A 14,055-nucleotide genomic window follows, 5' to 3' on the forward strand; every position below is an offset into this window, starting at 1 on the left:
TTGGATTTAATCAAATTTATATGTTTTTATAAAGTAAAGACAAAAGAGATATTTTCAGGAATGAAAATATCTCTTTTGTCAACGGTCTGAGAGGAATTATTTATTCAAATAATTCCTCTTCTAAATCTTCTATATTAAATATGGTTATAGTATTTCTATCAAAATTTATAAGATTCTCATCTCTGAGCTTTATCAGTTCTCTTGATAAAGAAGGTCTTGGCATCGCTAAGTAGGATGCAATTGACTCTTTACTATCTTTTAATTTAATTGTTAATGACTTTTGTAGTCTACTTTGTTTAATTAAATAATTTACAACTCTTTGTTTTAGACTTTTAAATGAAATACTTTTTATTTTACCATTTAGCATAAATACTTTATCACTTAAAAGAGTCATAAAATTTTCTAAAATAATTTCTTCTTCTAGACATAACTTTAAAACTTCTTCTTTATTGATAAAGATTATATTAGTCTTTTCAACTGCTTCTATCGTAGCTGGGTAATTACTGTGAGATGAAAACACCAGTGCTTCTCCAAACACATCGCCTACTCCGAGTTTTTGTATTGTTATACTTTTACCACTTGAATATAACCTGATTATTTCAATATGTCCTTCTAATATAAGCCCCAATGATCTGCACTCTTGATCTTCATGAGCAATAACTTCACCTCTATGATATTCTCTTTCATGGTAGGGTATATTAGAAATTATTTCTTTAAGTTTTTTATTATCAATATTTTTAAAAAGTTCATTTCCTTTTAAAGCCTCTACAATTTCCATCTGTCCTCCTTAGGTTAAATAAAGTTTCTTAATCTAATATTAATTGTTATCTTTAACTAACACAACCTTATTTTTTGTAAAGAAGATACTTAATATAAATAGTAAAATTGATAACAGTAATACTCCCCCTACCATTGGCAAAATACTTGATATACCATTTCCTTTTTGTAAATTCTCTATAGCTAAGAAAATCCATCTTGGAGGTAAAATACTTCCTATCTTTTGTAAAGTAATACTCATTAAGTCATATGGCCAAAAGGAACCACTAAGCATAAACATAGGTATTGATAATGCACTAAGAGTCATTGTAAACACAGGCTTATTTTTTATTATAGAAGAAAGCATAATACTTAATGATACTGCTAATAAAGACATTAATAAAATAATTGGCAGTAATAATATTTTATGCTCAAATCCAAAATCTAAGTCAAGAAGGTTAGATATAATATAATACTCAAATGATGGTACAGCTGCAAATAGGAAGAATAGTATTCCAAGTCCTGCAAAATATTGCTTTTCTCCAATATTACCCATAAGAGCTCTTTCTTTTGTTCCTTGCCTTTCATCTTCCAATAAAAATCCACATCCAATACTTGCTGAAACAAATATTATATAGAATATTATCCCCATAGAATCTTGACTTATTTTAACTTTTGCATCTTCGTCATTCTCAATTTTGTAATCTGGTTTATCTTCATTAAAAGCTTTAATTACATTAGTAATACCGTCATTGTTTACATTTATATTATTGCAGATATTAGCTAGTGATGAGGTTTCACTTTCTAACATGTTTTTTATCACTTGAGATGTATCATTTTCTGTTAAACTTTGATACTTAATTTCTGATAAATCTCCATTTAATAATTTCTCTGTAAAATCTTCATCTATTGTAATAATCATTTCATACTTATGAAAAATCAAACTTTGTGTATAATCTCCTTGACTTAAATCTGTAATATTACTCAAATCCATATTTGATAACTTATCTTCAATAACATGGCCAAGTTCACCTTTATCATTATTAATAACTCCAATGTTTAGATTCTCAGCACTATTGTATAAAGAAGTAATTGCAAATATCAATATTATTGGTAATATAAAAGTAGTTAATACAAAGCTTTTCCTCCTCAAAAGAATTTTAGCAGTATTTTTCATTATTTTAATCATTTGCAAGACCTCCTTTAATATTTATGAAAATAAAGTAAATAAATAAGCATATAACAGATATTACAAGAGGAAGAAGCAATGCAATAGTATATGCATTTGATTGCATATTACATAGCAAACTACTAATTGCAGTATTAATCCAATATATAGGACTTAAATAAACTAACTTTTGCATAAGAGGTGATGCTATTATACTAGTTAAAGGTACATAACACCCACCAAGAAAACACACAAATATTATAAAGCCTTGTAAAATTCCAGATGTTGTTGAATCATTTTTTGAAACAAGCCCAACTAGTGCTCCAATTATTGAAGCAAAAAGTCCAAATACTAAATAAAGAGAAAAGAATTTAAATAAGTTTCCACTCCAATCTACTCCTAAAACATAAGTTGAATATACATATATCAATGTAGTTTGTAGTATAGAAATTATTACTCCCATAGTGACCTTAGACATTATTAATAAATTATCATAAGCCTTTGATAGTCTAATTCTATTTATTGTAGTAAGTTTATTTTCATTATAAACAGATTCTCCAACAATAGTTGATACATATAATATTATTAATGCTAATTCTGCAAATGTATAGTATTCTGATGAATTAATTTCCCTAGCACCATTTAGATTTTCTTTTACTACATATTCATCATATTTATTCCTCACTAAATTTTGAAATGCATTTGGATTAAATTTTTCTATTGTTTCATAAGCAGCATATTCACTTAAAGATGATTCAAAAACACTTCTTAGTATCTTCACTTTACTCTTTTCACCTTTGTTTGATGAATATAGATTAAATCCATCTTTGCTAACTTTTATATGGAAAAACGCATTATAATTATCAATATCTTCTTTAACATTCTCTAGAGAAGAGACCTCTTCAAATTTAACATTAATATTTTTTTCTACACCTTCTTTAAATTGTAAAAATCCTTCTTTGTAAGGAGAAGAATCTTCTATTGTATAATATACCTTGGATGTTTCATCCCCTTCTTTAAATATTGAACTATTTGTCATCATATCTTTTAACCCAACACTTAAAGTAGTTATTAATATTATTGGAAATATAAAAAGCATTAATAAATTTCCTTTAGATCGTAAAAACTGTATGGCTTCTTTTTTTAACATATACCAAAACATTAATATTCACCTACTCCCTTAATTTTTTTCCTGTTAGAGCTAAAAATACAGATTCAAGACTTGTTTCTTCACTTTCTATATTTTTTATATCTCCACCACTTTGAGCTACTGTTGTTACAATATTAGAAATAAGATTATTACTCTTTAATGTAGAAATTTTATATTCATTATTTAGAAAAGTAACCTTTTCTACTCCTGTTATTTCTTTTAACTTATCTTCTAATCCATTAACTTTTTTAGTAACACTTAAATTAAAGATATGTTTATCTCTTACTAAATTTTTTAGTTCATCACTTGTTCCTTCTGCAATAACATGACCTTTATCTATAATTGAAATCCTATCACAAATATCATCCACTTCTTGCATATAATGTGATGTGTAAATTACTGTTGCACCTTCATCACGAAGTTTAAGAACTGATTCTAATATATGATTTCTTGATTGAGGGTCTATTCCAACTGTAGGTTCATCCATAATTATAAGTTTTGGAGAATGTGCTATAGCACAACCTATATTAAGTCTTCTTTTCATACCACCAGAAAACTCTGAGGTTTTCTTATTTCTTACATCTAAAAGACCTACAAACTCTAATGTTTTTTTAGTTCTTTCTTTTAATTCCTTTCCCTTAAAACCATAAAGTGAGCAGAAAAAACTTATATTTTCCTCAGCTGTTAAATCCCAATAAAGAGCAAAGTCTTGAGGGACTATACCTATATTTTCTTTCCATTTTCTTATCTTGTTTGTACTTTCTTCATATATAACTTCACCAGAAGTCTTATTGATAAGCCCGCAAATCATTTTTATAAGTGTACTTTTACCAGCTCCATTAGGTCCTAGTATCCCATAAATTTGTCCTTTATTTATGCTTAAATCTATCCCATCAACAGCTACATGATTTCCATAGTCTTTATAAATCTTTTTTATTTCTATCATCTTCATTTTTTAATTCCTCCTTGTATCTTCTATAATATTAGTATATAAAAAAAGATGATATCCTAATAGTTAGGAATATCATCTTTTTTATATTACATTTGTCATATTATAAATTTCCTTTTAAATAGTTAACCGCTATAGCAGTTCTATGATTCAGCCCTGTTTTATCTAATATCCCAGTAATATAATTTCTTATAGTTCCTTCAGATATATATAACTTATTGCTTATTTCTTTATTACTTAATCCTTCACTTATAGCTTTAATAATATCTACTTCCCTATCTGTAAAATCATATTTTGATATTTTGGGTTCTGAAATTTTACCCTGTATCTTACCTAGTATATTTTCATTCATCACTATGGTATTGTTATATACAGAAATTATAGAATTAGCTATTTGTTCTGGAGAATTATTTTTTAATATATATCCTTTCGCACCATAACTAATAGCTTCATTAATATAATCCTCTTCATCAAAAGTTGTAAGAACCAAGCATTTAGTATTTGTTCTCCTCACTATTTCCTTTACAGCTTCTACACCATTTAATATAGGCATCCTTATATCAATTAAAGCTACATCTACTTCTTTAGCTTCACATATATCAATAGCTTCTTGTCCGTTAGATGCTTCCCCTACTATCTCTATATCACCTTTTAATGGTATAAGGATTTTTAAACTTTCCCTAATTAAACTATCATCATCGCATATTACAACCTTTATACTCATATTATTCCCCCAGGTTTATAATCATATTTATAATAAAACCATTATTAATATCAAATTGAATTCTTCCACCAATACTTTCAATTCTTTGTTCCATGCCCATTAATCCTAGACTTTTTTTTATTGAAGTGCAACCTTTTCCATCATCTTTAACCTCTATCCTAGCAAATTTATTAAATACTAGAATAGATACTTGCACATTTGAAGCACTAGAATATTTGGCTGCATTAGTTAAAGCTTCTTTAATATTTTGTTCAATGACAGTCCAAGCACTATATCTGATTCTATCTACATCGCCAGTAACACTTAATGAAGTTTTTATCCCTGAACTATACTGAAACTTCAAGAGTTTTTCTTTTATATCCTCTATACCCATGACTTTTTCCTTTGGCTTAATGTTTTTTAAAACCTTACGTATTTCATCCATACCTTCTCTTAGGTTTTCCATAGAACTAATTAAATACTTTCTACTAAGTTCATTATCTTTTCCAAGTGTTTCTTTTGTTACTTCAAGTTGCATAAGAGAACTGGTTATTCTATGTCCTAAATGATCATGTACTTTTTGTGTCATGTAATTTCTTTCTTTTAAGCTTGCCATTATATTGTTCTGTTCAATATATTTTTCTAGGTTTAATAACTTTTGCTCCATTAAATGACTTTCATACCTTTGACCTCTACTAAATTCCTTTAATTCTTTTTCATCTTCAGTCTTTTGGCTTAATTCATAAAGATAAAGATTAATTATAACTATATAAACTGTATAATTAAACAAATCATCTCCTATAAAAATACTTTTTAAAGCAACGGCAACTAAACAAATAACACTTATATGAAATTTGTTATGAAAAATCTCAAATATTATTAATGGAATAAAAAATTCCACTCCTATTATCTTATATAGTAGAGAGATCAATATTATAACAACAATAGAATAGTTTATAATTTTCTCATTAACTTTAAATACTGAATACAATAACTGAATAATACAAATAAAGATAATGATACATATATTTATTATAGATTGTATATATGTATTAGTTTTTAAAACATTTAAAACTACGGCAAAAATACCTACTATAATAAATAATATTGATACTTTATTCTTCATTTATACCCCTCTTTAAATCTTTTTAATAACACCTATTGCCTTTCCTAAAACGTAGAATTCTTGTTCTTTTGTAACCTTTATTGGTTCATATTTTTTGTTTTCAGGCATTAAAAGAACCTCATCTGTATCCATCTTTATTCTCTTTAAAGTAGCACTACCATCAATGTTTACTGCAACTATATCCCCATTAACAGGTGATGGATTTTGTTCTATTACAACTAAATCTTCATCATCTATATTTGCATCTATCATGGAATCACCTTTAATTTTTAAAATAAATTTTTGGTTTAGACCCTTAACCCAATATTTTGGAAGAGCAAATATATCTTCTTGTGTAGGGTTTATAAGTATAGGCTCACCAGCAGCAATATTATTAAACACTGGTACATCTTCTAATTCATTCTTATTAATTTTCTCTTTTGTTTCTCCAACAAAGCTAACTTCGTGACCATTATCCTCTAATGTGAATTCAAAGTTTCGTCTGTGTTTAAAATCTACAAATAAAAATTTATCTTCTATCTTCTCTTCTTTAAGTATTGTCAAATTTTCAAAATTCTTAGCTTGTACATCTGTTTTGAAGTTAAATATTTTCTTTTTAGCTCCAAAAACTGTCTTAGCATATACTCTGCCTTTTTTTACTAAGGATGAATATACATTTTCTCCTTTATCTATATCAACAGCTAATGTTATAGTTCCATATGTTTTTTTCTTATTAAGAGCTAATAATAAATCCAGTTCTAATTTTGAAAAACTTTCTGCATTATCTGCAAATATATGAACATATTTATTATGTCTTTTTTCTTCAATCTCTCTTATAGCATATATTACTCTATCTTCATGATCTTGAAGATTTTTCTCTTCTAAAGATTTATTATATAATTCATAGAATCTAAACATCTCTTTTCTAGCTAAAGAATTTTTTCTAAGCCTTAACGGACCTCCCATAAGTGTCATAAATTCTTCATAAGAAGAAACTCTATGATTTTTTATAAACTTAATTTCATTTATAATAGTATACATATTTTCTGCTTTAAGTTTTTTACAATGCTTAAAATTCTCCACTGATAATATTGATTTAATTATTTCTTCCTTTTGTTTTAATGTAGCAAGGCTACTTCCCTTTGAATATATATCTACTATATTATTAAATGAAAGAAAATCAGGTTCCTTATCTGTTGATAAAAGAGATATATATGAATATTCATTTTCATTCTTAAAAAAATTATATCTATTTAAATATTTATCTTTTAACTTTTCTTCCTTTTGAACAACTAAAATCTTATCATCCTCTTCATATGCAAAATTATTAATTAGATTCAGTATTCTATGAAGTATAGCCTCAGTTTTTCCTGTATTTGATTTTCCTTTTAAAATACTTATTTCTACTGGTTTACTTTTAATGAATTTTTTCTGTATGTTAAGTAATCTCATCATCTTCTTATACTTCCTTTATAAAATTCCTTCTTACATAATATAATACCTGAAAATCTTTATGTTATCAAACTTTTAGCAATTTAGCTATAAAAGAAATAGTAGCCAAGAAAACCATAATATTTTATAATCTTATTTAGAATGCTTTTTTAACTATATTAAATAAGCAAAAATATAATCTTAAGAGGAGGTAATTTCATGAAAGTACTTAGGTATATGCTTATATTTATACCAATAAGCTTTGTTTGTGAATTTTTGCACGTATCACCATCTATAATGTTTGTTTTAGCAGCATTATCTATAGTACCCCTTGCTGGACTTATGGGAGAAGCAACTGAAGAAATTTCGTTTTATTCTGGTCCTAAAATAGGAGGTTTTCTAAACGGAACCTTTGGGAATGCTACAGAACTTATAATATCATTTTTTGCTTTAAAAGAAGGTCTTTTTGAAGTGGTTAAATCATCAATAGCTGGTTCAGTTATTGGAAATATTCTATTAGTACTTGGTGCAAGTATGTTAGCTGGAGGATTGAAACATAAAACTCAAAGTTTTAATAAAAAAGTTGTTGAAGTTTCTTCTAGCATGCTACTTTTTGCGGTAGTTGGTTTATGTATACCTGCATTATTTACACATACAGTTGATAAAGAACTTTTAAACACAAGATATGAAGGATTGAGTATAATTGTTGCCATAATTATGTTTGCTATATATATATTAAGCTTAGTCTTTTCATTCTACACACATAAAGATATTTACAATGGCACTCATGAAGATGAAGAGGAACCAGGTACTGCTAAGTGGTCTTTAAAGAAATCAATAGGAGTATTAGTTGTGGCTACAGTACTTATAGCTATTGAAAGTGAATTTTTAGTTGGTGGCATTGAATCTCTAACTGAAAGTTTAGGACTTAGTGAATTCTTTGTAGGTATAATATTAATTCCTATAATAGGTAATGCAGCTGAACATAGTACTGCTGTTGTAATGGCTATGAAAAACAAGATGGATGTTGCTATAGAAATCGCCATTGGATCAAGTTTACAAATTATATTATTTGTTGCTCCAGTATTAATATTTTTAAGTTTATTATTTACTCCTATGAGTATAGTATTTAATGAATTTGAACTTATTGCTTTAATAGTGGCTGTCTTAATTGCTAATAGGGTTTCTAATGATGGTGAATCTAATTGGCTTGAAGGAGTTCAGCTTCTTGCTGTATATTTAATAGTTGCAGCTTCATTCTTTATCTTATAATAAATAAGTTATTATAAATATTCAACTAGGTATATGAACTACCAATTGCAAAGTATGCAGAATGTAATTCATATACCTAGTTCTTTTTTTATAATAATATGTAAAATTTATATTCAATTTAATAAGTTACTGCTCTAATGATTCTTTAGCATTTTGAGGATTAAAACTATAAAACTAAGTAATCTTTTAGTTGTTGAAATTTTATAGACTTCCTTTAATTTTTTCTAATATTAGTAATTAAATTAAGTATCTCATCAACACCTTTTTTATGCCCTCCTGCTTCCCTAAGTGATTTCCCAATCTTTTTACTATTTATTCTGAAAGTATTATCTGAAAAAATCCTAACTACTGACTGCCTTAATATCTCTGGAGTAACTTTAGCTTTTTCAATAACAATACCAGCACCTAATTCAGCAACTCTATTGGCTACGAATGGCTGGTCAACTGATTGAGGAATAAGAATCAATGGAATATAATAATATAGACCTTCATTTGTACTATTCATGCCACCATGTGTAATAAATACATCTGTTTGTTTTAAAACTTCAAGTTGAGGTACATAATTACGAACAATAAAATTTGATGGAATATCTCTAAATATAGTAATATCTATTTTTTTACCTACAGACAAAATGATATTTGCATCCATATCAGCAAAAGCCTTAAAACAACTTTCATAAAATTTGACAGAACCATCAAATACAGTGCCTAAAGATATATAAATAACCTTCTTCTTATCATTTTTTTCTAAAGAAAAATTCATTTTTTCATTTCTATCTGATATTGACGGACCAATAAATTTATATCGATTATCAAAACTTTCACCACAAATTTGAAAATACTTAGAAGTATATACAATAGTCATATCTGTTTCAGTAAATACAGTAGATATGCTGGTAGGAAAATTTATGCCATACTTTTTTTGTAAATCTTTAATAAAATCTATGCACTCTGAACTATTTAAAAGTTCCTGAAACTTAGGGCTAATCTTATTAAATATCGATAAAAATAAATTTATTCTTTCATTTGATGCAAAACCTGGCCCAGAACGTATTGCAGGTATTTTTAATACTCTTCCTAATTCATTTCCTAAAATAAATAGCGAATCATAAATAATATAATCAAATTTTTCTTCCGAATTAAGTACAGTATCAGTTATTTCTTCAAGTATTTCTTTTATTTCTTTTAACAAACCAATTACTTCAAATGGCATCTCGTTATTTTCTAGATTGAAGTTTCCCGTAATTACAGTTGATAAGTTTCTATGACCTCTAAATGTAGCCCCTGTCTTTTCTATTTTCTCTTGAAACTCTTCACTAGCAAAATAAGTAACCTTCTCTCCTCGATTTATTAATTCTTTAACTAGCCCTATAGTAGGGTTAATGTGTGCATGTCCAAACATATTTAAAAATAACACTTTTGACATTTTATTCTTCCTTTCTACACTTATATTTTTCTGTAAATGTAATAATACTTAGGTACTCTTTTTTAGAAGATTTACTAGCATATTAATTTACTAATAATTCTTTAGCATAAGCAATATAATAATGTCTCCCATTTGCACTAGTTTCAAGTTTTGATAATGCCATTAATCCTTCAGCTTTTAATTGCTTCCCAGTTCTAATTTTTCTATCTGCACCTATTAACAAGTCACAAAGTTCAATTGCCCACTGTGATTCTTGATTTTCTAAAGATTTCTTTATTTCTGTTATTACCTTTTCCTCACCACCAATTAGTTCTATCATTTTTAATGCATATTCTTTAGTTGGTAATTTATTTAAATTTGTTGGATTTCCATCAAACCATCCAATATAACCATTAAAAATACTACGAACAGACCATGCCACAGTACCATAGAACTCTCCTAGGTATGGCAGACTTGCTAAATTTTCAGGTAACTTTATGGTATTTGAAAGTTCATCTGCTGTTAATCCTTTATTCATACCCTTTAGTGTCTCTTCCAGTACATAATCAATTGCATTTCTAAAGTTTGTCAACACTTCTTGCACAGTATTTCGACCAATTAACGGCTTAGTATGACCTGGTAAAACATATTCTGTTGGATATGACAATATTAAATCAAGAGTTTCAACCCAATCATTTACATCTCTATATTGACTACCACGTAATGCATATAAATTTGGCCAACACCCGTAATAATTATCACCACAGCAAATGACTCTACTATCCGGTAACCAAATAAACATCTGGTCATCTGTTTCGCCAACTGCTGATATCATTTCTATGTCAATACCGTCTATATTACGAACTACTTTTTCTTCATTATAAATTGTTGTAGCTGGGACAAATGCATATTTTCCTTCTCCAACAGTGAATCCCTCACGAATCCCGATACCTTGAGAAATTACCTCTTCATCTGTCAAATTATATCCAAATTGATAAGAAGTACGTTTATTAAGTATATCATTTAATTTAGGTGTACGACCAATCACTGGCCTTTTTGGTGCAAATGCTATAATTTCAGGATTAGTATCGCTGAAAACATCAGAACCTCCTCGATGATCAGGATGACCATGAGAGAAAATAATAGTTTTCACTGGCTTGTCAGTGATCTCAGCAATTAACTTCTTTAGCTTTTTAGCTCTAACATCTGTATCAAGAGTATCAATTAAAATAACGGAATTCTTAGCTTCTATAATAATTGAATTGCTATGTGCGTATCCCATAACATGATAAATATCATCAACAACTTTTGTAACAGCTTTTGGATATGCAGTATCAGAAAAATTTTTAAGTAATTGTTCACCATTTTCTTTTAACATATTTAGCACCTCATCTTAAATTTATTAGATATTAATATTTATTTTCCCATGATTCATCTTTCCCTTATATTTATATTAAGTATATATATTCTCTTAGTAAATAAGGTACTTTAAAGTACCCTCGTTACTTTTTTGTAACCCCTAATACAAATATGAAAAATGAAACTAAGAATTTTTTAATAAATCTGATATTATATTTGTTAAGCCTTTTTTCTATTTTTTAAACATATACAGCTATAATAACACTTTATAAATAACTTATTAATATAACTGGAATACCCAAAAAGCTATTAAAAACTAATGATGTATAAAATGTAACAAATTAGTAACCTAGTTACATAAAAGTGCCTTATTGCTATAAACATAAAATATAATTTATACTAATAGAATAATAAAACAATTAAGTTCATAATAAGCAAACTCATTGTTATAGACTTGTTAAAAAAGATAGGAGTGTTGGAATGTTAAAAATAGTAGCAAAATTTATTGTAAATGAAGATAAAGTAGAAGAATTTAAAAAACATGCAGAAATTTTAGCAGCAGAAACTAGAAAAGAAGAAGGGTGTATTTCATATCAATTATTACAAAATGTTGATAACAGTGAAATGCTATTCTTTGTTGAAGAGTGGGAAAATCAAGAAGCTATTGATAATCACAATAAATCAAAGCATTTTACAGAACTTCTTCCAAAGTTGACTGAAAATTTAAAAGAAGATCCAGCTATAAATATTAACAAGATAGTTATATAAAACCAGTGTAAAAAGAGCTACTTATAACAATTAAAATTGCTATAAGTAGCTCTTTAATGTAAATATAAATAGAACTACAAAATTAGTTTGTATAAATTATCAGATTTAATATTCCAAAATTTATTCTTTCAGTGTAGTAAAGTAATCACATCCCCAAGTATAAACAGCATTAAGTATTGGAATAAAAGACATTCCTATTTCAGAAAGACTATATTCAACTTTAGGGGGAATTTGCTTATAATCTGTTCTAATAATCAATTTATCTTGCTCTAATTCCTTTAATCTATTACTTAACATTTTGTGAGTAACATTTCCAAGTGATCTCTTTAATTCTCCATATCGAATTCGTTCTCTTTTTGAAAGCAAAAATAGTATATTCATTTTCCATTTACCATTAATTAATTCTATTGTGTACAAGAACGATTTTTCATGTGCATCTAACTCTTTATCCATATTTATATATTTCCTTCTGCATAATATTTTATTTTTTGTTAACATTGTCAAATTTATTATTAAGTATCTCCAAATAAAAAACTGATTCCTATATTATAAAATATTAATCAGTTTTTAATCTATCTTTACAATTATATCTATAGATGAGTTCCCCTAAAAGGTCTATCAAAAGTAGCTTCATCAAAATTCTCAATATTATATTTTAATGTTTTTAACATACTTTCTTTTTCTTTTCCTACAATTCCAGCTATTCCAGTTGAATTAGAAACATGATTTCCCCAAAAGAAAACTTCATCAAGTTCTAAATTTTCAAGGAATGTTTTTTCTTCTATTAAATTTTCAAGCTCGTTAGCTTCTACAAAAATTCCATTTTGTACTTCTTCATATAACTTTGTTTCTTCAAATACAGCAAGAGTTGCATTTATAATTATTTTAGGTTTTACCCTATTTAATAATTTAGCTGTTGCTTTTGCATTTTCTATTCCCTTGCCTTTACCTGCTATTCCAAACATTATTAAAGATGCATGATTTATGTTAGCCACATTTAATTTATCTAATTGTTCTATAGCTTCTTTCACTGTATGCCCTTTATTAACTTTTAATAATACCTCATCAGAACCAGACTCAATACCTATATACAAATCATTTATTCCTATTTCTCTTAATTCTTTTAATTCCTCAATTGTCTTACTTTTTATATTTTGTATTGAACCATACATTGTTATTGTTTTACATTCTGGAAAATACTTTCTTATTAAAACCGCTATTGATTTTAAAATTTCAGCTTTCAATACAAAAGCATCTCCATCAACTAAAAATACTCTTTCAATCCTACTATAGTATTGTTTTGCAAGTTTTAAACTTTCTTCAATTTTATCTAAAGGTAAGACTCTAAAACATTTGTCCTTAAACATATTGCAATAAGTACATTTATTATGTGCACATCCTATTGCTACTTGTAATAAAAATGTATTTGCTTCAATTGGTGGTCTATATACAATTCCTTCATAATTCATTTTATATCATATCCTTTCTATTAATAGCCTACTTAGAATTTAATGCCAATTATAACTTGTTATTTTTATAATAGGTAATAAATTAAAATAATTTTTCTTGAAGTACAATTTTATCTTTCATACATCTGCTCAATTACTGATTTTGGTTATCTAAAATAGAGACTTTATATGCAAAAAACATACGATATAAAGCTCTATTAAACTACTTTATCTAAGTTAATTTTAGGTTGAGTTTTATACTCCTATAACTTCCTTAACTCCAGGTACTTCTTGTTTTAATGTTTGTTCAATAAGCATTTTTAGAGTCATAGTAGCTCCTGGACAATTACCGCAGGCTCCTTGAAGTCTTACGCTTACTACTCCATTTTCATTAATATCTACAAATTCCACATCTCCACCATCTCTTTGAAGGATTGGCTTTATCCTATCTAATGATTTAATAACTAATTCTTTCATATATATTACCTCAACTTTCTACACTTTGTGTTATTATATTTTTTATAAATATCCAATTAAAATT

General features: G+C 27.1%; 14 protein-coding genes. 2 read left to right on the top strand and 12 right to left on the bottom strand.

The features are described from left to right. Nucleotides 1-100 precede the first annotated feature (100 nt). From NNC19_RS01170 to lexA, 7 genes are all read right to left on the bottom strand, one after another. Complete coding sequence (locus NNC19_RS01170) at nucleotides 101-778, bottom strand: Crp/Fnr family transcriptional regulator (protein WP_310936760.1); 678 nt, start codon at nucleotides 776-778, stop codon at nucleotides 101-103. A 39-nt stretch (nucleotides 779-817) separates the two neighbouring features. Next, nucleotides 818-1,945 (bottom strand): ABC transporter permease, encoded by a 1,128-nt coding sequence (locus NNC19_RS01175; protein WP_310936761.1) that lies wholly within the window; start codon nucleotides 1,943-1,945, stop codon nucleotides 818-820. Then, nucleotides 1,938-3,074: an ABC transporter permease gene (locus NNC19_RS01180; protein WP_310936762.1), complete on the bottom strand. Its 1,137-nt coding sequence runs from the start codon at nucleotides 3,072-3,074 to the stop codon at nucleotides 1,938-1,940. The genes NNC19_RS01175 and NNC19_RS01180 overlap by 8 nt, the downstream gene beginning before the upstream one ends. Nucleotides 3,075-3,096: 22 nt before the next feature. Next, nucleotides 3,097-4,026 (bottom strand): ABC transporter ATP-binding protein, encoded by a 930-nt coding sequence (locus NNC19_RS01185; protein ID WP_310936763.1) that lies wholly within the window; start codon nucleotides 4,024-4,026, stop codon nucleotides 3,097-3,099. 100 nt (nucleotides 4,027-4,126) lie between these two features. Continuing rightward, nucleotides 4,127-4,747, bottom strand: a complete 621-nt coding sequence (locus NNC19_RS01190; RefSeq protein ID WP_310936764.1) for a response regulator transcription factor — start codon at nucleotides 4,745-4,747, stop codon at nucleotides 4,127-4,129. A 1-nt stretch (nucleotide 4,748) separates the two neighbouring features. Then, on the bottom strand, nucleotides 4,749-5,852 hold the full coding sequence (locus NNC19_RS01195) for a histidine kinase (RefSeq protein ID WP_310936765.1): 1,104 nt from the start codon (nucleotides 5,850-5,852) through the stop codon (nucleotides 4,749-4,751). A gap of 12 nt (nucleotides 5,853-5,864) precedes the next feature. Then, the gene (gene lexA, locus NNC19_RS01200; RefSeq protein WP_310936766.1) at nucleotides 5,865-7,286 is read right to left on the bottom strand and encodes a transcriptional repressor LexA; all 1,422 of its coding nucleotides are present in this window, start codon (nucleotides 7,284-7,286) and stop codon (nucleotides 5,865-5,867) included. Nucleotides 7,287-7,481: 195 nt separating this feature from the next. On the opposite strand from lexA, the gene cax reads away from it, so the two are divergent. Continuing rightward, nucleotides 7,482-8,534: a calcium/proton exchanger gene (cax, locus tag NNC19_RS01205; RefSeq protein ID WP_310936767.1), complete on the top strand. Its 1,053-nt coding sequence runs from the start codon at nucleotides 7,482-7,484 to the stop codon at nucleotides 8,532-8,534. A gap of 214 nt (nucleotides 8,535-8,748) precedes the next feature. Here the strand turns inward: cax and NNC19_RS01210 are convergent, their stop codons facing one another. Beyond that, nucleotides 8,749-9,960, bottom strand: a complete 1,212-nt coding sequence (locus tag NNC19_RS01210) for a macrolide family glycosyltransferase (protein ID WP_310936768.1) — start codon at nucleotides 9,958-9,960, stop codon at nucleotides 8,749-8,751. Between the two features lie 82 nt (nucleotides 9,961-10,042). Further along, nucleotides 10,043-11,317 carry an alkyl/aryl-sulfatase gene (locus tag NNC19_RS01215; protein WP_310936769.1) on the bottom strand — a complete coding sequence of 425 codons (1,275 nt, stop codon included), beginning with the start codon at nucleotides 11,315-11,317 and terminating at the stop codon, nucleotides 10,043-10,045. 461 nt (nucleotides 11,318-11,778) lie between these two features. On the opposite strand from NNC19_RS01215, the gene NNC19_RS01220 reads away from it, so the two are divergent. Continuing rightward, entirely contained in the window at nucleotides 11,779-12,066 is a 288-nt protein-coding gene (locus tag NNC19_RS01220) for a putative quinol monooxygenase (RefSeq protein WP_310936770.1), read from the top strand. A gap of 120 nt (nucleotides 12,067-12,186) precedes the next feature. On the opposite strand, the gene NNC19_RS01225 is transcribed toward NNC19_RS01220, so the two are convergent. The 3 genes from NNC19_RS01225 to NNC19_RS01235 all read right to left on the bottom strand — a co-directional run bounded on the left by NNC19_RS01225 (nucleotide 12,187) and on the right by NNC19_RS01235 (nucleotide 13,991). After that, a complete protein-coding gene (locus tag NNC19_RS01225; RefSeq protein WP_310936771.1) occupies nucleotides 12,187-12,519 on the bottom strand; it encodes a helix-turn-helix domain-containing protein in 333 nt (110 codons plus the stop codon). Nucleotides 12,520-12,656: 137 nt separating this feature from the next. After that, nucleotides 12,657-13,535 (bottom strand): radical SAM protein, encoded by an 879-nt coding sequence (locus NNC19_RS01230; RefSeq protein WP_310936772.1) that lies wholly within the window; start codon nucleotides 13,533-13,535, stop codon nucleotides 12,657-12,659. A gap of 234 nt (nucleotides 13,536-13,769) precedes the next feature. After that, the gene (locus NNC19_RS01235; RefSeq protein WP_310936773.1) at nucleotides 13,770-13,991 is read right to left on the bottom strand and encodes a NifU family protein; all 222 of its coding nucleotides are present in this window, start codon (nucleotides 13,989-13,991) and stop codon (nucleotides 13,770-13,772) included. Nucleotides 13,992-14,055: the final 64 nt, after the last annotated feature.

This window comes from Clostridium sp. SHJSY1, assembly GCF_031626875.1.
Lineage (GTDB): Bacteria > Bacillota > Clostridia > Clostridiales > Clostridiaceae > Clostridium.

Coding starts and splice junctions, on each gene's coding strand:
- lexA (WP_310936766.1), bottom strand. CDS start 7,286: ATGATGAGATTACTTAACATACAGAAAAAATTCATTAAAAGTAAACCA.
- NNC19_RS01180 (WP_310936762.1), bottom strand. CDS start 3,074: ATGTTAAAAAAAGAAGCCATACAGTTTTTACGATCTAAAGGAAATTTA.
- NNC19_RS01195 (WP_310936765.1), bottom strand. CDS start 5,852: ATGAAGAATAAAGTATCAATATTATTTATTATAGTAGGTATTTTTGCC.
- NNC19_RS01170 (WP_310936760.1), bottom strand. CDS start 778: ATGGAAATTGTAGAGGCTTTAAAAGGAAATGAACTTTTTAAAAATATT.
- NNC19_RS01175 (WP_310936761.1), bottom strand. CDS start 1,945: ATGATTAAAATAATGAAAAATACTGCTAAAATTCTTTTGAGGAGGAAA.
- NNC19_RS01235 (WP_310936773.1), bottom strand. CDS start 13,991: ATGAAAGAATTAGTTATTAAATCATTAGATAGGATAAAGCCAATCCTT.
- NNC19_RS01190 (WP_310936764.1), bottom strand. CDS start 4,747: ATGAGTATAAAGGTTGTAATATGCGATGATGATAGTTTAATTAGGGAA.
- NNC19_RS01215 (WP_310936769.1), bottom strand. CDS start 11,317: ATGTTAAAAGAAAATGGTGAACAATTACTTAAAAATTTTTCTGATACT.
- NNC19_RS01220 (WP_310936770.1), top strand. CDS start 11,779: ATGTTAAAAATAGTAGCAAAATTTATTGTAAATGAAGATAAAGTAGAA.
- NNC19_RS01185 (WP_310936763.1), bottom strand. CDS start 4,026: ATGAAGATGATAGAAATAAAAAAGATTTATAAAGACTATGGAAATCAT.
- cax (WP_310936767.1), top strand. CDS start 7,482: ATGAAAGTACTTAGGTATATGCTTATATTTATACCAATAAGCTTTGTT.
- NNC19_RS01230 (WP_310936772.1), bottom strand. CDS start 13,535: ATGAATTATGAAGGAATTGTATATAGACCACCAATTGAAGCAAATACA.
- NNC19_RS01210 (WP_310936768.1), bottom strand. CDS start 9,960: ATGTCAAAAGTGTTATTTTTAAATATGTTTGGACATGCACACATTAAC.
- NNC19_RS01225 (WP_310936771.1), bottom strand. CDS start 12,519: ATGGATAAAGAGTTAGATGCACATGAAAAATCGTTCTTGTACACAATA.